Here is a 16,225-nt window from a genome sequence, read left to right as displayed (position 1 = left end):
TCGGTTACCGGCGTCCTAACGAAGTCCACTATGGTTATCAACAGTCAGCCCTGGCAGCGTAGAAGAATCCACTAATTCCGCTGTCCGAAATCCCCGCAGCAGCTCAGAGTTCTCTGGCGAGGTCGCGCAGGGCGGTGTTTCTGACGCCGTTGAGGTCGATGCCCCAGTTGCGAAGTCGGTTCAGCATGGTTTCTGGATGGGTGTGTTGGCCAGGCAGGTTGCAGGGAAAGAGCCAAGGGCTGTCGGTGTTGACAGTTTGCTGGTTGGGGCGGTTGTGGACGTAGTCCCAGAAGGTTGCCGCGACTTGCGCGGGCAGTAGGGCGGGCACCGATCCCAGGCGCAGGTAGAGGCCATCGGGTCGGGCTTCGAGTGCGCTGGTTTTCAGGGCTGTGATCTTTCCGACAGGGTGTGCGTAGAGCAGCAGGATGAGTGCGGCGACGCGGTCTGCGGCGGGCATTTCTCCGGCGGTGAGGCAGACGCGGATGTGGTCGATTCTGGCTGCCTGCGTCAAGATCGGGGTCGATCGTGCCTCACGACGGGGGACCCGGACTTTCGCGATATCGCGTGATGTGACGAGCCACGCGATGAAGGTGTTGATGGCATGGCGAGTGGATGGTCCGGAGGCGAGGTAGTCGTCGAGGTGCGACTGACGGATGTCGGTGTGGGTGGCGTCGTGCTCGGATAGGAGCCAGGCGAGGAATCGTCCCGACTCGGTGATTTCCTGCTTCGCTGACCGGACGGCGAAGTTCATGTTCTTGCCGGGCAGCGACCTCGCCCGGAGTCGTTTCAAGTGATACCAGCGGCCGAAGCGTTCGATCGGTGCTTGGATCTCGCGATGGTCGGCAAGAGACACGATTCTCTCCTCGAGCCAGCGTTCGAACGCCGCCAGTTGGCGGTCCCGGGGAGGCAGCATGCCGTGATGGGTGAGAGTTTCGCGAAGGTGCTCGACGGCGTTTGACGCGGGCAGCGCGTCGAAGGCCTCGTGGCTGATGGCCAGTTCCCTGGTGCCCAGTCGGGTGAGAAGCGCACTGGCGCTGATGCCGCGTTTTCAGGCATAGATGCTCTCGGGGCGCTCGGCGTCGGCGAAGACAGCGACCAGGCGTTTGAGCCGGAGGTCCGGGGGAGTGTTCGGTTGGAGGGTTGCGGTGAGGTCGGCGCGGAGGACGCAGCGAATGCAGTTGCCGTTGCGAAATCGTTCGGCTTCATCGCCGCAGTTGTCGCAGTGCAGGAGTGTGGTGATGCCCGCTCAGTCACGGCAGGTATTGGCGCTGTCCGCGTCTTTGCCAGGCAGTAGGCGTGTGTCGCCGCAGGTGGCGCAAGGGCCGCGGGTGTGTGTCGCTGTGGTGAAACAGATCCCGCAAATGGCGCCGTCTGGCCAATGCACTCGAATCTTTGGCACCTGGCGGCCGCAGCGGTCGCAGAGCAGGGTGCCTGGGGTTCGGGGTCGTCCGCGGGGCCGGTGCTCAGTCCTCATCGTCGAGGATTCGGGCGCGGACGGGTTTGTATGCGTCGGCGAAGTTGACGATATTCTCACCGGAGGCGATCGCTCGTTCTTGACGTTGGCTCTTGGCGTTCGCTGCGGTGAAGGTGACGAGCTCGTTCGCTTCAACGTTGAAGATGTCGCAGAGAGCGGTCAGGACTTTGAAGGAGATCCGTTCGGGATCCTGGGCGACGAGTCGATAGATCTGCGACTCCGAGAGCGTGATGCCGCGTTCTCGGAGCGGGGCAACGAGTTCTCGGCTGTTCTTCATGCCGTGGCGCGCCATGAGCTCGCGGGCGCGCCAGCGGTACTCGATTTCTCGTTTCATGGTTTTTCCTCCCACGGGGTGCTGCTGGTGGTCGCGTTGATCGTGCGCTCGAGGACGCGGTTTAACGCCCGGGTTTGGTAGTCGCTGGAGACTGCCGTGTAGATGGATGTGGTCGACGCATGGAGGTGGCCAACTTGTTGTTGGACGAACGTGTGCTCGAAGCCGTGGAACTCGAACAGGTGGGTGACGTAGGACCGGCGAAGGGAATGCATGTCCAGGCCAGCCGGGAAGCCCAGCTCGTTGACGTAGGCGCGGAAGCGTCGACGCAGATTCGACTTCGGCACGACAAGGCCCTGGCTGGTGGGGAACAGGTCGGTCGGTTGAGCGGCAAGGTGAGGCAGTCCAGTGCGGATCCACCGGTGAACGGCCTCAGGCGACCACTCGAACACGGTCAGAACGGAGCGGCGCTTGGGCGCAGACCCCTTCTGGGCCTTCCCGTAACGGACGTGGAGGACACCGAAGTCGCCGAACTGGGGCGAGTGCGGGTTGCGGGAGAAATCGACCAGCTGCAGGTGGGTCACCTCATTGGCGCGAAGTCCCCAGGCGTAGGCGGTCTTGAACGCGATGGCATCGCGGTAGGCGGCGATGGCGCCCTTGCGACCCGAATTGATGACACGCTCGACCTCGACGTCGGCCAGATCGAAGAAGTCCTGCAGCTCACGACGCGAGAACGGTCGTTTCGTCGCCTGCTGTTCATTCTGTTGAGTGTGGGTGGCGCGGTTGAACTCAGTGATGATCTGAGTGACCGGCCGGCCAAACGAACGCCCGCAGACCTCGCTCCAGTCGTAGGCCGGATCGGTCAGGAAGTCGCAAAACAGTTTGAGGTTTGTTTGATACGCCCGGACGGTGGCCTGGGACAGATTTGATACCGAGCGGGTGTACGCGAAGTAGTCCTCGACATCCGCGAACGTCCATTCCCACGGGAAGTGCCCGGTGAAGTCCGCGAACTGACGGATCGTCCGTTCACGTCCAGAAATGGTCTCGTGCCGGAAATTGCGGGAGAGCTGTTGGCGGCGCCAGCTGTCGACCATGTCGGTGAAAACGGCATCCGGGCTGCTCGCCTCCGGGCGCAGAGGCAGATGGGTAACTCGGCCCGATGCAACGCTCATAAGTACCCTCAACCTGTCTGCGAATTATGCTCTTCAAATGCAAAACATGCAAAACACGCCAGGTCAAACCGCGGAAATACGGGGATCCCGAGAGGATATGCGCCTCAAAATTCCCCACGTTGACTCAGAGCGCTCAGACCTTGCCCAGTGCAGATATAGCGCCCCGCATCCTAGAGAAACAGCGGAAGTTCCTGACGACGCCGGCACTCCGCCGGACAAATACCAGGGGAGTCCTATTCTGCAAATCCTGCAATAGATGCAATAGATGCAATACAACTTGACATAATGTGCATTATCGGTCATATTCCGCGAGGGTTCCGAGGGTCTGGACGCCGTGCATCGGCGCGACTAATCTGTGCTGCACAGGCGCCGTGCTGCACCGGCTTTGTGCTGCATCGTTTCGCCCGTGGTGACGCCCGGACCGGGTGCCACAGCCTCACAAGATTCGAGGGGTGAGTGACATGTCCAACACCACAACAAACACCAGAACGGTTTTTGATCTGTCGATGGATGCGAGGACTCTGAGCAAATCCGAGACCACGGGTGTCCGGGTCGCGCTCGGCGTGAGCGGCCTGATCGCCCTGGCGCTCGGCGTTATTGTCCTCGTCTGGCCCGACGCGACGGTGGCCATCCTCGGCGTTCTCTTCGGACTCTATTTCCTCATCAGCGGGATCGTCCATATAACCAGGGGGCTCTTCACCAAGGGCGCCTCCGGCGGGAGCCGGGTACTGAACATTCTGCTCGGTGTCCTGCTCGGAGTCGGAGGAATCGTCGCCATCAAGAATCCGCTGAATTCCCTGGTCATCCTGGGCATGCTCATCGGCATCTCCTGGATCGTGGAGGGCGTCGCGGGCCTGGTCGAGACGGCGCCCGACTCCAGCCGTTGGATCGGCACGATCTTCGGTGCCATCGCCATCATCGCCGGAACGGTCGTGTTGTTCGCGCCCGTCGAGTCGATCAGTTTCCTGGTCATCGTCGGCGGAATATTCCTGGTTCTATCAGGTTTTTTTCAGATTGTTCAGGCGTTCATGTTCGGCCGGGGCAGTGGCCGAAGGGCGACGTCAGATACCGTCTGACCCGATGACGGCCTGGGCGGCGGCTTCCCCGACGTAGTCGGCGATGTCCCCGACGTAACGGGTGTTGTTCTCCGGGACCGGCTCGACGGCGGCGAGGGCCACCTCGGCCGCGAATTCGTTGACGTTGTACAACCGGCCGGCGGCGTCCTTGCGGGCGTCCATCGTGCCCGGGCTGGCGCGCTCGAGCAGCACGGCAGTCACAGTGCCCTCGATGATGTCACCGGAGACGACGACGAAACCGATTCCGGCCTCGGCCAGTTCCGGGATCTGGGCGCGAAGGGCGTCCTCGCCGGCGCGCTTGCTGCGGGCCACCGGCTCGTACTCCGGCATCGTTTCCGTCGTCGCGACGAAGTGCGCCTGGTGGCTCGTGACGAAGACGACTCGAGCGCCCGGAGCCAGCAGCGGACGGGCCGTCGCCAGGAGGTTCGCCTGGGCGTCCCGGTTCAACTTCATGGCGTAATCGGCTTCCATGCCGCTCTCCATACCGCCGGAGGCATTCATCACCAGGATGTCCAGTCCCCCGAACTCCGTCTTGATGGCCTCGAACATGGCCGAGACCGAATCGGCATCCGTCAGATCGGCGCCGACCGTGATCGCCGTGCCGCCCGCCGCGCGGATCGCGTCGGCCACCTTGATGGCGCGCGCCTCCTTGTTGCGGAAATTGATCACGACGCCGGCTCCCGCGTCGGCGAAGTACCCGACTGTCGCCGCACCCACGCCGCGAGAGGACCCGGTGACGAGAACGCGCTTGCCGTTGAGCGAACCTGCTGCAAGTGGATTGGTCACGAGAACTCCTAAGAATAACGAACTGGGCCTAGCAGAAGACCTTACCAAGAAGCCTCCCTCCCCCGGTTCAGCCACCTGCTAGTTTCGAAGTGGAGAACAACCTGGAGGGGACGCCATGGACGCCTTTGCGTCGGAGTTCGCGTGGATCGTGTGGCTGGTACTCATCCTGCTGTTCGTGACGATGGAAATGGTCACCCTCGACCTGACGTTCCTGATGATCGCCGCCGGCAGCGTCGGCGGCCTCGCCTCCGCCCTGATCTGGGCCCCGTGGTGGCTGCAGCTGATCATCGCCGCCGTGGTGTCCATGGCACTCCTGTTCGGCATCAGACCGCCGTTGTTGCGCGTGCTCAGGCGTGGCGGAGACCCGGCCCGAACCAACGTCGACGCCTTACTGGGCATGGACGGGCGCGTCGTCAGCACCGTGGGGACGTCCGGCGGCCAGGTGCGACTCGCCAACGGCGAGACGTGGACGTCGCGGCTCTCCCCCGGTCTCGACCGACAGGTCGTCGAACCGGGCGAACGAGTTCTCGTCACTGCAATCGACGGGGCGACCGCAGTGGTCATCCCCGCGGAAAGGAAGCCGTCATGAGCGGTCTGGTCCCCCTCATCGTGCAGGTCGTGATCGGCATCGCCATCGCGGTGCTGGTCATCTTCGTCATCGTCACGCTGATCAAATCCATCCGGATCATCCCGCAGGCCAGCGCCGGCGTCGTGGAACGGCTCGGGCGGTACCACAAGACGCTGATGCCGGGACTGAACATCCTGATCCCGTTCGTCGACCGCCTCCGGCCCCTGATCGACATGCGCGAGCAGGTCGTGTCGTTCCCACCCCAGCCGGTGATCACCGAGGACAATCTGGTGGTCTCCATTGACACGGTCGTCTATTTCCAGGTGACGGATGCCCGGGCGGCGACCTATGAGATCGCCAACTACCTCGGCGCGGTCGAGCAGCTCACCACGACGACGCTGCGCAACGTGGTCGGCGGGCTCAACCTCGAAGAGGCTCTGACCAGCCGGGACAACATCAACGGGCAGCTGCGCATCGTGCTCGATGAGGCGACCGGCAAATGGGGCATCCGGGTCGGACGGGTGGAACTGAAAGCCATCGACCCGCCCCTGTCCATCCAGGATTCGATGGAGAAGCAGATGCGGGCCGAGCGCGACCGCCGTGCGGTCATCCTCACCGCGGAGGGAACCAAGCAGTCCGCGATCCTGACCGCGGAGGGTGCCCGTCAGGCCGCCATTCTCTCGGCCGAAGGTGACGCGAAGGCCGCGGTCCTGCGCGCGCAGGGCGAGGCCGAGGCCATCACCACGGTCTTTAAGGCGATCCACGACGGTGACCCCGATCCGAAGCTCCTGGCCTACCAGTACCTGCTGACCCTTCCCAAGCTGGCCGAAGGCAGCGCGAACAAGCTCTGGATCGTTCCCAGCGAGCTCACGGAAGCCATGAAGGGCATCGGCCGTGCCTTCGGACAGAACCCGGCCCCCGGCTCCCCCGCCGGCCCGGCGGGTGCCGCTTCCGCCCCCAGCACCCCCGAAGTGTAGGCAACCGGCATGACCCCTGGCGCCACGTCGCGTTTCCTGGACGGCGCCTCCCCCCGCGTGTTCGCCCACCGCGGCCTGGCTCTCGATGCGCCCGAGAACACGCTGCTGGCCTTCGCTCATGCGCTGGCGGCCGGCGCTACCCACATCGAGACGGATGTTCGCGCCACCGACGACGGCATCGCCGTGATCAGCCACGACGCCGACTTCGTGATCCCGGGCACGAGAATCCGGGTCGACAGCCTCACCATGGCCGAGCTCCACCGGATCAACCGGGGGCACGGCCAGTCGTTCTCCTCCCTGGGTGAGGGGCTGGACGCCTTCCCGGACGCCCGGTTCAACATCGACGTGAAATCGGAGGCCGCGATCGAGGCGACCGCTTTCGCGGTGCGGGACGCGAACGCGACGGGCCGGGTGCTGATCACGTCCTTCTCCGAGGACCGGCGGCGCCGCACGGCGGCGCTCCTCCCCGGGGTCGCGACCTCGCCGTCGGCATCCATCGTCGCGAGTGCGTTCGCGGCGGCCGAACTCGGACTCGGTGCGTCGCTGCGGCGTTCCCTGCACGGGTTCACCGCCGTGCAGGTCCCGGAAACGGTGCGCTTCCTGCGGATTCTGACCCCCCGCTTCATCCGCGCCGTGCACGCCGCCGGCGTGGAGGTGCACGTGTGGACCGTCAACGACCCCGCCGACATGAGCCGGCTGCTGGACCTGGGAATCGAAGGCCTCGTCACCGACCGGTGCGACCTCGCCGCAGCCGTGATCGCGGACCGAACCTGAGAGTTGTCACCGAGAAATTCCGTAACGGAAAGATAACGTCCAGCTTCATGGTTTAGAACTAGTAGTTGCATCGCGAGAGGAGACCACACGATGGCGGACCGCAGTTTGCGTGGCATGAGGTTAGGCGCACAAAGCCTTCAGAGCGAAGAGGGTGTCACCTTTTCACCACGAGTTAGTCACACGTATCTGTGTGCGACATGCGCACGGGAGACAGTCATGATCTTCTCGGCAGAGGCGGAAGCCCCCGACGAGTGGGAATGCCGCTTCTGTTCACAGACCGCTACCCGGCTGGTTGATTCCAAGCCGGTGATCGTCGACCACTCCGACGAGAAGGTCCCCCGCACGCACTGGGACATGCTCCTGGAGCGCCGCACTCGGGCCGAACTCGAGGAACTGCTCGAAGAGCGCCTGACGTTCCTGCGGCAACGCCGCGGCCAGCAGAAAATCGGTGCCTGACCGCATCCCTCTTCTTCTCATCTCACCTGCTACGCACCCGATTCCGTCGGGTGCGTAGTGCGTTAACCGGCGGCCGGACGCCACGTCGGGCGTTCACGGGATGCGCGTGCAGAATACACAGGGCCAATCCGGCCAGGCCGAGTCCGGCGACGAGCCACTCGACGCCCCGTCCCGCGGCCATGGCCGGGGTCACCACGGTGCTGAGCGGGACTTCCTGCACCATCGCGCCCGGGGTCCAGGTCGGCAGCCTGTCGATCGTGCGTCCGTCGGGGCCGATGATCGCGCTGGTGCCGACGGTCGAGATGTTGACGACGGTGCGGCCGGCCTCGATGGCGCGGAGACGGGCGATGGCCAGCTGCTGGACGCTCTCGTCGGTGTGTCCGAAATCGGCATTGTTGGTCTGCGCCAGGATGATCTGGGCTTTGTCGTCGATCATCTCGTGCACGAGCTGATCGTCGGCGATATCGAAGCAGATTGCGATGCCGGCGATGATCCCATTGATGTCGAAGACGTTGTCCCGGGTGCCGATGGCGTAGTCGCGGGAGATCAGGTCGATCAGCTCCGGGGCGAACGGTCGCCAGAATGCCCGGTCGGGCATGTACTCGGCGAACGGAACGGGGTGCACCTTGTCGTAGATGTCCACGGCACCCTCACCGTTTTTCCAGAGCAGCGAGCTGTTGTAGAACCGGTCCCCTCGAGCGGTGATGGTGCCGGTGATGATCGGCACCCCCATTTCCCGGCTGAGATAGTCCAGGACACGCGCCGCAACCGGCGATCGGAGCGGATCGATGTCGCTGCCGTTCTCTGGCCAGACCACGAAGTCGACCTTCTGGCCGATCAGCGGCAGGGTCGCCGAGGTGTGATCGGCCAGGATCTGGCCCGGGGAGTACTGCGCGAAGAGCCCGGCGTCGGAGGCGCCCTGCACCGCAGCGAGACGGGTGGTACCGGATTGGATGACGGGAAACGCCGGGATCACCAGGAGCACGGCGATGGCGCCGACCGCGATGCCCGCACGCACAGGGGCATCGACGTCGACCTCCCGCAGGAGCTGGACCACCAGGGCGCTGAGCCAGACCAGGAGGAAGCTCAGACCTGACATGCCCACCCAGGCGACGAGCCCATTGAAGGGGCTCTCTGACTGGGACAGGGCCACCCGTCCCCACGCGAACCCGCCATACGGCCAGACCGCCGAGATCGCCTCCCGCGCCGTCCACAGGCCGGCCACGACCACGGGAACGACGAAGAGGCGGCCGGCGACCCCGGGCCAGACCCGCGGGCCGACCCGGAGGACGATGCCGATCATCGCCAGGCTGAGCCCGAAGAAGATCGATTCGAGACCGGCCAGGGCCAGCCACGGCACCGGTCCGAGGTAGAGCGTGAGCCAGCTGATGTGGATCATCCAGAACGACGATCCCGCGACCATGCCGACCAGGAGCCCGGCCCAGGGACCCCGGCCGAGCAGGGCCACGAACATGAGGGTCACCCCGACGGGCGCCAGAATCCACCACGACCGGTCCGGGAAGCCCGCGTCGAGAATCGCGCCGGCGGCGGCAGCGAGCGGAATGGATGCCTGCAGCGGCAGGGCCAGCCGCCGTTCGGTCCCCTGGATCACCTGACCAGCCTAAACGACGGAGGAATAGGCGACGATGCCGCGCCGGATCGCGTCCATGGCCTGCCGGGCGGTGCGGCCGACCGGGTCGTCGGCGACGACGGAGAGCTGGTCTAGTAGATCGATCGTCTGCTTCGTCCACCGCACGAAATCCCCGGCGGCCATTTCCGCCTCGTCGAGCACGTCGACGAGGGAGCCTCCCCGCGCCCACTTCCAGATGGCGAGACTCAGTCCCACTGCCAGTGGGTTGCTCCCGGGGAGCTTGTTCTCACGTTCGAGGTCGTCGAGCCGGCTCCAGAGGTCCTGCGTATCGTGGAGGGCCTCCCGGAAGGGCCCCTTCGGCAGGTACCGTTCGTCGATCAGGCCTTCGTCGCGGCGGGGCTCGAAGACGAGCGCGCACGCCATCGCGGCCAGACCGGCCGGGTCCAGGCCGGACCAGAGTCCACGGCGCAGCGATTCGGCGACCAGCAGGTCCCGGTCCGCGTAGATGCGCCGCAGGATGAGCCCGCTCGGGCTGAGGCCGACCCCGGTGGGGACTTCTACGAGGTAACCGTACCCGAGGAGCACATCGGTCACCCGGTCGAAGATGCGGGCGACGGCGCCGGTGCGGGTCGTGATCTGATGGGTGAGCGCATCCGTGTCGCGTCTGAGCTTCCACCACCGCTGGGCCCACCGCGCGTGCTGCTCGCGCTCCGGGCAATTGTGGCACGGGTGGGCGCGCATCCGCTTGCGCAGGCCGGCCAGCTCGTGCTGGCGACGTTCCCGCGCGGCCCGGGCACCGGTCTCCCCGGCCGCGGTTTCCCGCTCCACCTTGGTCAGCCGGCGCCGGATGGCCGAGTAGGCGGTGAAGTCACCCAGATGGCACTCCATGGCCGTCGCGAACCCGGCCAGGGACTGCTCCTGTTGGCGCACCTTGCGGGCCAGGTCGACGACGGCGCGGTCGGCCTGGAACTGGGCGAACGAGGATTCGAGCACGTCGCGGGTGTGTTCCCGGCCGAACTGCTCGATCAGGTTGACCGCCATGTTGTAGGTGGGCTTGAAACTGGAGTTGAGCGGGTAGGTGCGCCGAGACGCGAGGGATGCCACGGTCTGCGGGTCGAGGCCCTGCGCCCACTGAATCACCGAGTGTCCTTCGACGTCGATGCCGCGGCGGCCCGCCCGCCCGGTGAGTTGCGTGTACTCCCCCGGCGTGATCGGGACCCTGGCTTCGCCGTTGAACTTCTCCAGCTTGTCGAGCACGACCGTGCGTGCGGGCATGTTGATGCCCAGGGCGAGCGTCTCCGTTGCGAAGACCGCCTTCACCAGCTTCTTCTGGAAGAGCTCCTCGACCACCTCCTTGAACGCCGGCAGCAGCCCGGCGTGGTGCGCGGCGACGCCGCGCTCCAGGCCGTCGAGCCATTCGAAGTAGCCCAGGACGCCCAGGTCCTCGTCGAGCAAGGTGCGGCAGCGTTCATCGACGATCTGGCGGATCTCCTCACGCTCCTGCGCGTCGGTGAGCCGGACCCCGGCGCGCAGAACCTGGCGCACGGCCTGGTCGCAGCCGACCCGGCTGAAAATAAAGAAGATCGCCGGAAGCAGGTGCTTGCCCTCGAGCAGGCGCACGATCTCGGAGCGATCCATCCGGCCGGCCTCGAATCCGCCCCGCTGATGCTGGGGCCCCCTTCCCCGGTCGCCGGCCCGGTCACCACCCCGGCGGCCGTTCGGGGACCGGAGCGCGGCGCCGCGCCCGCCGGACTGGGACAGGCGGACCAGCTCCGGGTTCACCCGGTGGGTGCCGGCCAGCCCGGCGGCGTCGAACAGGTCGAGCATCTTGCTCTTGACCAGCACGTGCTGCTCGAGCGGGACCGGCCGCTCCTCGGACACGATCACATCCGTCTCGCCCCGCACCGCCTGCAGCCAGTCACCGAACTCCTCGGCGTTGGAGACCGTGGCGCTCAAGGACACCATCCGCACCTGCTGCGGCAGGTGGATGATGACTTCCTCCCACACTGCTCCGCGGAAACGATCCGCCAGGAAGTGAACCTCGTCCAGGACGACGAAGGCCAGGTTGGTGAGCAGGTCGGAATCCGCGTAGAGCATGTTGCGCAGCACTTCGGTGGTCATGACGACGATGCGGGCCTGCGGGTTGACGTTCGTGTCGCCCGTGAGAAGGCCCACCTCATCCGCCCCGTACTCCGCGACGAGTTCCTGGAATTTCTGGTTGCTCAGCGCCTTCATCGGCGCCGTGTAGAAGACCTTTTTCGCCGGGCTCTGCATCGCCAGGTAGATCGCGAACTCCGCGATCAGGGTCTTTCCCGCACCGGTGGGCGCGGCGACCAGCACGCTGTTCCCGTCTTCGAGGGACGCGCAGGCCGCCAGCTGGAAGGGATCCAGCTCGAACCGGAGGCCGGACCGGAACAGCTCCAATTGCGGACGGCCAGCGCGGGCCCGGGCGGAGGCGTAGCGCTCGGCCGGTGACTGCAGGGAGGTCATCGGATGCACGGAATTGTCATAGTGGGGCGCCCTAGAGCGCCAGCTCCTGATCGAGGGCACGGGCGCGCCTAGCGGCGCGGCGGTCGTGAAGGAAAGCGATGCCGTAAGCGGCGAAGTAGAGAACGACCATCGGGATGGCCAGCAGGAACATGGAGACCACGTCCGCGGCGGGAGTGGCGATGGCCGTGAACAGGACGATCACGAGGATGGCCACGCGCCAGGACTTGATGATCGACGCGGCGCTGATCACGCCGGCCAGGTTGAGCAGCACGATGAAAACGGGCAGGACGAAGGCGACGCCGATGGCGATCATGAGCTTGAGAACGAAGTCCAAATAGTTCTGCGCCACGATCAGCGCGGCGTCTTCCTTCGGCGCGAAACTGGTCATCAGCCCGACGACGTTCGGCAGCACGTACCAGCCGGCCGCGCATCCGGCCAGGAACAGCGGAATAGCGGTGAACAGGAAGCCGAAGGTGTACTGCTTCTCCTTGCGGGTCAGCCCTGGCGTGAGGAAAGCGAAGATCTGGTAGAGCCAGACCGGGCTGGACACGATCAGGCCGACATAGAAGGAGATCTTCAGCTTGAGATCGAAAGCCGAGGTGATGTCCGGGTAGTTGAGCTGGGCGTTGCGGTTTTGCGCCTCAACGATCGCGTAGATCGGTTCGCGCAGCGAGTCCCACACGAAATCGGACAGGAACCAGCCGATGACCGCCCCGACCGCGATACCGGCCGCAGCCCAGAACAGACGCTTGCGCAACTCGAGCAGATGCTGCCCGAGCGACATCTTGCCGTCGTTGGTCTCACGCCGAGGAGTACGCCCCGCCACGGACTACGACTTCGTCGTGGGGTCCGACGGCCCCGCGGCCTTCGTGGAACCGTCAGCGTGGGGCGCCAGGTCGGTTTCGTCCTTGTCGCTCTTGATCTCGTTCTTGAAGATCTTCATCGACTGACCGAGGCTGCGGGCGAGGCCGGGAAGCTTGGGGGCGCCGAACAGAAGCAGAACGATGACGAGGATGATCAGGAAGTGCCATCCGGTCAGGTTGTTAAGCATCAGGGTCTGTCCTTCGGTTCAAGGGAACATGTTGCAACAGTTTACCTCTGGCGATCAAGGAGTCCCGACGCGCCTGTCGGCGGTGCTGCCGCTCATCGCGGAGGAGCTCGACGGCGAGCTGGAGGTCCTCACGGTTCTGGAAGATTCCCGGCCGGAATTGAGCCTGCTCCGGCGGGGCCTGGTCCCGGCCCAACGCGGCCACCTGGCCGCCCAGGTCCCTGAGCGCGTCCACCGTGGCCATCAGCTTCTTGAACAGGCTGAAGCCGAACCAGGCCAGTGTGCCGAGGAGGCCGAGAATCAGCCCGCTCCAGATCAGGGCCCATGACCACCAAGGCATCAGCGGATCCCCCCGACTGGCGGGGCATTGTCGTCGCCAGTGGCCCAGTCAGGCGCCTCGTCGTAGGCCTGTACGCCCGCACCGGCCCAGTCCCGCACCGCTTTCCGCGCCTCGGCCGGGCCGACGACGGTCACGACTCCGGCAAGCCCGGAGACGAGCCGCTTCAGCCCGTGATAGTGCGCCACCCTGACGGTCAGGCGCACCTGCTCGGCGGGGAGGCCGCTATCCGTTTCAGCCCTCTGCGGGGAGAAGTCGGCCAGCAGGGGCACGGCCGATATCGGCAGTTCGACCACGACGTCGAGGTCGGAGGCAGACCCCTCGAACAGGTTCTCCGGAAGGACGACATCATCGGGGCGCGGGGTGGTCGGCAGCGTAGTGGTCTGCAGGTCGCTCATCCGGTCAAGCCGGAAGGTGCGGATGGCGCCGCGCAGGTGGCACCAGCCGCGCAGGTACCAGTCACGGTCAACGGATTCGACGCGCCACGGATCGACCCGCCGCTTCTCCTGCGTGCCCCGGGCGTTGAGGTAATCGAATTCGACTTGCACCCCGTCGCGGACCGCGGACTGGATGATCGTGATCGCGGTGCCCGAATCGGTGCGGGCTACGGCGACCTGGGTGGGAGCGGCGGAAGCGCTGCGGGTGAGCTTCGCCATCAGTGAGGCGATCGCCTCGCTGTCGGCGTTCTCCGGCAGCGAGGACAGATATTGGAGTCCTGCGATCAAAGCGGCGGCCTCGCGGGCCGAGAATCGCGGGGAGTCGTCGATGGCCACGAGGTGGGTGAGGGCGATGGTGTCGTTGGTCTCGAACTCCTCCCAGTGGATGTCGAAGAGGTCGCCGTGCTGGTACTGCCGGCTCTCTCCGGGGACGCCCGACACCGCAATCAGACTCACCGCGTCGCGGACGAGTTGCGGCGCCACACCGAAGTGATCGGCGACATCCGTGACACTGATGCTGTCTCGGTCCATCAGGTAGGGAACCAGCGACAGGAGGAAAGTCAGCTTGTCGGATGCTCCGGGCATGACGAGGGCGCTCATCTCGGTTCTCCCTCGCTGGACGGGTCGGTGCCGGCGGGGTCGGTGCTGGACGGGTCGGTGCTGGACGGGTCGGTGCTGGACGGGTCGGTGTGGGCGTCCCTCACACCGATGAGGCGAGTCAGGACCGCGTCCCGGAGCGACGCCGGAGAACGCACGAGCACCTCGGGTCCGTAACCGGCCAATTCGTCCGCGAGCACATTGAGATCCGTATAGTGCAGCGCGATGGCCGACACGGCGGCGGGATCGGTGTTCCCGGAGCTTCGTTTGGAGAGCCGGACCGCGGCATCGCTGCCGGGACGCACCGTGACCTCGGCGACCTGCGCGTGCCACAGCGCGTCGAGTTCCCGCAGGGCTTCCTGCCCTTTGCCGTCGCCGTCCGGCACGAAGGATTCACCGGGCACGGTGACCACCGGACCGACGATGCGCGACAGCAGGAACGTGCGGGTCGCGTCGGCCTCCGTGTCCCGGCCGAAGAGATGCCAGCGACCGTCGTGCAGCACGACGGCCTGCGGGGCGACCCGGCGTCGGCGCGGCGATTCCTCGCCCGGTTTGAGGTAGAGGAAGGAGACCACGTGGCCGCGGTCCATGGCTTTGCTGAGCGGTTCGAACGAGGCCTCCCTCACGCGGAGGGAGGGGGAATAGCCGAGCACGGGATCGCTCGCGTCAACGCCCAGCGAGTGGAGCTTGGTCAGGGCTCGCCTCGATTCCGCGGACAGCGACCCTTCCCGCCACACGGTCGACGCGAGCTTGAGCAGGGTCAGCTCTTCGGCGCTGAAGGACACGTCCGCCGGGAGGTCGTAGAGGCCTTTGGGGATCCGGTAGCGCAGATGGTGGTTGCTGCCGGGGTCGTCAGGCGGCTCCACGGTCTCGAGCGGGATGCCCAGTTCGCGGATGTCGTCCTTGTCCCGCTCAAACTGGCGCTCGAGGCTGGCGTTGTCCCCGCCCGGGGCATACCGCTGGCGGTAGCCCTGGACATTGGACAGGATGTCGGCCTTCGTCAGCCCGATCTCGGTCGCGATCAGCGCGAGTACGAGGCTGAACAGGCGTTCTTCGACCGAAACACGGCTGGGTTGATCGGGAATGGGCGGCACGCTGCGAGTCTATCGGCCCGTCCCCGTCGCGGGGTTTAGCCGATGCCGAGGATGTCGACGACGAAGACCAGCGTCGATCCGGCCGGGATCGAGCCCTGTGCCGAGTCGCCGTACCCCTCGTCCGGAGGGATGACCGCGACGATCTGGGAGCCGACCGTCTGCCCGATGAGAGCCTTCGCGAACCCGGGGATGACCCCGGCCTGCGTCGCTGATCCGACCGCCGCCACGAGAGTGGCCGGTGCGCCGTTGGCCCAGCTCGAGTCGAAGACGGTCTTCTGGTCCCAGACGACTCCGGTGTAGTGCACGGTGACGTTGTCACCCTCGGCCGCCTCCGCGCCGTTCCCCTTCTTGAGGACACCGATCTGCAGTTTCGCCGGCGGAGCACCGGACGGGATGGTGATGCCGGGCGTGCCGTCCTCGGCCAGCACGACGGCCGGGAGACCGTTCGCCACGGGCTGGCTGGCGCCGTCGGCGCGCGGCAGGTAGGCCTTGACGACATCGGCGACGAAGATCAAGGAATCGTCCTTGCCCACACCGAACTGTTCGCTGCCGCCCTGCGGCCCGAAAGCGTCTTCCGGAGCGACGACGACGACCATTCTCGATCCCACCTGGGCGCAGAGGAGGCCGTCCGTCAGGCCCTTGAGCGGGGCATCGGCCAGAACATAGTTCGTCTGCGAGGTGCCGTCATACGCGCTCTTTTCGATCACGGCGCCCGTGGTTCCGTTGTAGATGCTGAGTTCGAGCGTGACCTGCTGGCCGTGAACGAGGCCCGCCCCGCTGCCGTCGATGACCTCGCTGGCCTGGGTGGTCGTGGTCTTCACCGGCGTGGGGAAGTCGACCGTGGGGGCCTTGCCGAAGTCGCCGTCTACCGTGACGAGCTTCGTTGCGGCACCCGCCGAAACGGGAGCGTCGCAGTCCGCGGCCGAACCGGTGGTGCTGCAGCCGGTGAGGGCCGCGACCAGCAGTCCTGCCGAGGCGATGAGGGCAGAAGCTCTACGCACGAGTTCTCATTTCAGTCTGGGGCGCAATAAGTGCTGGATGGTGCGGGAAAGTGCCGGGGCCCGATGGCAGGCCGAT

General features: G+C 65.8%; 18 protein-coding genes. 6 read left to right on the top strand and 12 right to left on the bottom strand.

Going from position 1 to position 16,225, the window contains the following annotated elements; all coding sequences use genetic code 11:
- Nucleotides 1-103: 103 nt before the first annotated feature.
- Nucleotides 104-853 carry a hypothetical protein gene (locus E3T24_RS14500; protein WP_134434775.1) on the bottom strand — a complete coding sequence of 250 codons (750 nt, stop codon included), beginning with the start codon at nucleotides 851-853 and terminating at the stop codon, nucleotides 104-106.
- Between the two features lie 129 nt (nucleotides 854-982).
- Between E3T24_RS14500 and E3T24_RS14495 the strand changes: the two genes are divergently transcribed.
- Nucleotides 983-1,294: a hypothetical protein gene (locus E3T24_RS14495; RefSeq protein WP_134402660.1), complete on the top strand. Its 312-nt coding sequence runs from the start codon at nucleotides 983-985 to the stop codon at nucleotides 1,292-1,294.
- 169 nt (nucleotides 1,295-1,463) lie between these two features.
- Here E3T24_RS14495 and E3T24_RS14490 read toward each other — a convergent pair whose 3' ends face one another.
- Both E3T24_RS14490 and E3T24_RS14485 read right to left on the bottom strand, forming a co-directional pair.
- Nucleotides 1,464-1,808, bottom strand: a complete 345-nt coding sequence (locus E3T24_RS14490; protein WP_134402659.1) for a helix-turn-helix transcriptional regulator — start codon at nucleotides 1,806-1,808, stop codon at nucleotides 1,464-1,466.
- Complete coding sequence (locus tag E3T24_RS14485) at nucleotides 1,805-2,917, bottom strand: site-specific integrase (RefSeq protein WP_134405579.1); 1,113 nt, start codon at nucleotides 2,915-2,917, stop codon at nucleotides 1,805-1,807. Before E3T24_RS14485 ends, E3T24_RS14490 begins: the two co-directional genes overlap by 4 nt.
- A 461-nt stretch (nucleotides 2,918-3,378) precedes the next feature.
- On the opposite strand from E3T24_RS14485, the gene E3T24_RS14480 reads away from it, so the two are divergent.
- Nucleotides 3,379-3,993 (top strand): DUF308 domain-containing protein, encoded by a 615-nt coding sequence (locus E3T24_RS14480; protein ID WP_134405582.1) that lies wholly within the window; start codon nucleotides 3,379-3,381, stop codon nucleotides 3,991-3,993.
- On the opposite strand, the gene E3T24_RS14475 is transcribed toward E3T24_RS14480, so the two are convergent.
- Complete coding sequence (locus E3T24_RS14475) at nucleotides 3,979-4,779, bottom strand: SDR family oxidoreductase (protein ID WP_134405585.1); 801 nt, start codon at nucleotides 4,777-4,779, stop codon at nucleotides 3,979-3,981. The two genes, E3T24_RS14480 and E3T24_RS14475, sit on opposite strands and share 15 nt — an antisense overlap.
- A gap of 115 nt (nucleotides 4,780-4,894) precedes the next feature.
- On the opposite strand from E3T24_RS14475, the gene E3T24_RS14470 reads away from it, so the two are divergent.
- The 4 genes from E3T24_RS14470 (at nucleotide 4,895) to E3T24_RS14455 (ending at nucleotide 7,554) form a co-directional block, all read left to right on the top strand.
- Nucleotides 4,895-5,368 (top strand): NfeD family protein, encoded by a 474-nt coding sequence (locus E3T24_RS14470; protein ID WP_134367165.1) that lies wholly within the window; start codon nucleotides 4,895-4,897, stop codon nucleotides 5,366-5,368.
- Complete coding sequence (locus tag E3T24_RS14465) at nucleotides 5,365-6,324, top strand: SPFH domain-containing protein (RefSeq protein WP_134367167.1); 960 nt, start codon at nucleotides 5,365-5,367, stop codon at nucleotides 6,322-6,324. The genes E3T24_RS14470 and E3T24_RS14465 overlap by 4 nt, the downstream gene beginning before the upstream one ends.
- Nucleotides 6,325-6,333: 9 nt before the next feature.
- Complete coding sequence (locus tag E3T24_RS14460; protein WP_134367169.1) at nucleotides 6,334-7,098, top strand: glycerophosphodiester phosphodiesterase family protein; 765 nt, start codon at nucleotides 6,334-6,336, stop codon at nucleotides 7,096-7,098.
- A gap of 90 nt (nucleotides 7,099-7,188) precedes the next feature.
- Nucleotides 7,189-7,554 (top strand): RNA polymerase-binding protein RbpA, encoded by a 366-nt coding sequence (locus tag E3T24_RS14455; protein ID WP_134367171.1) that lies wholly within the window; start codon nucleotides 7,189-7,191, stop codon nucleotides 7,552-7,554.
- Between the two features lie 22 nt (nucleotides 7,555-7,576).
- On the opposite strand, the gene lnt is transcribed toward E3T24_RS14455, so the two are convergent.
- Genes lnt through E3T24_RS14415 form a run of 8 tightly spaced genes read right to left on the bottom strand, consistent with a single transcriptional unit; the run spans nucleotide 7,577 to nucleotide 16,149 of the window.
- Nucleotides 7,577-9,166 carry an apolipoprotein N-acyltransferase gene (gene lnt, locus E3T24_RS14450; protein WP_134367173.1) on the bottom strand — a complete coding sequence of 530 codons (1,590 nt, stop codon included), beginning with the start codon at nucleotides 9,164-9,166 and terminating at the stop codon, nucleotides 7,577-7,579.
- A 9-nt stretch (nucleotides 9,167-9,175) separates the two neighbouring features.
- A complete protein-coding gene (locus tag E3T24_RS14445; protein ID WP_134367175.1) occupies nucleotides 9,176-11,635 on the bottom strand; it encodes a DEAD/DEAH box helicase in 2,460 nt (819 codons plus the stop codon).
- Between the two features lie 31 nt (nucleotides 11,636-11,666).
- Nucleotides 11,667-12,419 (bottom strand): twin-arginine translocase subunit TatC, encoded by a 753-nt coding sequence (gene tatC, locus E3T24_RS14440; RefSeq protein ID WP_134367228.1) that lies wholly within the window; start codon nucleotides 12,417-12,419, stop codon nucleotides 11,667-11,669.
- A gap of 45 nt (nucleotides 12,420-12,464) precedes the next feature.
- Nucleotides 12,465-12,686 carry a twin-arginine translocase TatA/TatE family subunit gene (gene tatA, locus E3T24_RS14435; RefSeq protein WP_134367177.1) on the bottom strand — a complete coding sequence of 74 codons (222 nt, stop codon included), beginning with the start codon at nucleotides 12,684-12,686 and terminating at the stop codon, nucleotides 12,465-12,467.
- Nucleotides 12,679-13,023 (bottom strand): hypothetical protein, encoded by a 345-nt coding sequence (locus E3T24_RS14430; protein ID WP_134434774.1) that lies wholly within the window; start codon nucleotides 13,021-13,023, stop codon nucleotides 12,679-12,681. Before E3T24_RS14430 ends, tatA begins: the two co-directional genes overlap by 8 nt.
- Complete coding sequence (locus E3T24_RS14425) at nucleotides 13,023-14,057, bottom strand: WYL domain-containing protein (RefSeq protein WP_134367181.1); 1,035 nt, start codon at nucleotides 14,055-14,057, stop codon at nucleotides 13,023-13,025. The genes E3T24_RS14430 and E3T24_RS14425 overlap by 1 nt, the downstream gene beginning before the upstream one ends.
- Nucleotides 14,054-15,148, bottom strand: coding sequence for a WYL domain-containing protein (locus E3T24_RS14420; RefSeq protein WP_134367183.1), 1,095 nt, complete (start codon nucleotides 15,146-15,148; stop codon nucleotides 14,054-14,056). Before E3T24_RS14420 ends, E3T24_RS14425 begins: the two co-directional genes overlap by 4 nt.
- Before the next feature lie 35 nt (nucleotides 15,149-15,183).
- Entirely contained in the window at nucleotides 15,184-16,149 is a 966-nt protein-coding gene (locus E3T24_RS14415; protein WP_134367185.1) for an FKBP-type peptidyl-prolyl cis-trans isomerase, read from the bottom strand.
- Nucleotides 16,150-16,225 lie beyond the last annotated feature (76 nt).

The organism is Cryobacterium sp. TmT2-59 (assembly GCF_004403545.1).
Classification (GTDB): domain Bacteria; phylum Actinomycetota; class Actinomycetes; order Actinomycetales; family Microbacteriaceae; genus Cryobacterium; species Cryobacterium shii.
Note: the sequence above shows the minus strand (reverse complement) of the source record. Positions and strands in the feature narration are given on the sequence as shown.

Coding starts and splice junctions, on each gene's coding strand:
- E3T24_RS14485 (WP_134405579.1), bottom strand. CDS start 2,917: ATGAGCGTTGCATCGGGCCGAGTTACCCATCTGCCTCTGCGCCCGGAG.
- tatA (WP_134367177.1), bottom strand. CDS start 12,686: ATGCTTAACAACCTGACCGGATGGCACTTCCTGATCATCCTCGTCATC.
- E3T24_RS14470 (WP_134367165.1), top strand. CDS start 4,895: ATGGACGCCTTTGCGTCGGAGTTCGCGTGGATCGTGTGGCTGGTACTC.
- E3T24_RS14480 (WP_134405582.1), top strand. CDS start 3,379: ATGTCCAACACCACAACAAACACCAGAACGGTTTTTGATCTGTCGATG.
- E3T24_RS14425 (WP_134367181.1), bottom strand. CDS start 14,057: ATGAGCGCCCTCGTCATGCCCGGAGCATCCGACAAGCTGACTTTCCTC.
- tatC (WP_134367228.1), bottom strand. CDS start 12,419: ATGTCGCTCGGGCAGCATCTGCTCGAGTTGCGCAAGCGTCTGTTCTGG.
- E3T24_RS14455 (WP_134367171.1), top strand. CDS start 7,189: ATGGCGGACCGCAGTTTGCGTGGCATGAGGTTAGGCGCACAAAGCCTT.
- E3T24_RS14490 (WP_134402659.1), bottom strand. CDS start 1,808: ATGAAACGAGAAATCGAGTACCGCTGGCGCGCCCGCGAGCTCATGGCG.
- E3T24_RS14445 (WP_134367175.1), bottom strand. CDS start 11,635: ATGACCTCCCTGCAGTCACCGGCCGAGCGCTACGCCTCCGCCCGGGCC.
- E3T24_RS14460 (WP_134367169.1), top strand. CDS start 6,334: ATGACCCCTGGCGCCACGTCGCGTTTCCTGGACGGCGCCTCCCCCCGC.
- E3T24_RS14430 (WP_134434774.1), bottom strand. CDS start 13,023: ATGCCTTGGTGGTCATGGGCCCTGATCTGGAGCGGGCTGATTCTCGGC.
- E3T24_RS14465 (WP_134367167.1), top strand. CDS start 5,365: ATGAGCGGTCTGGTCCCCCTCATCGTGCAGGTCGTGATCGGCATCGCC.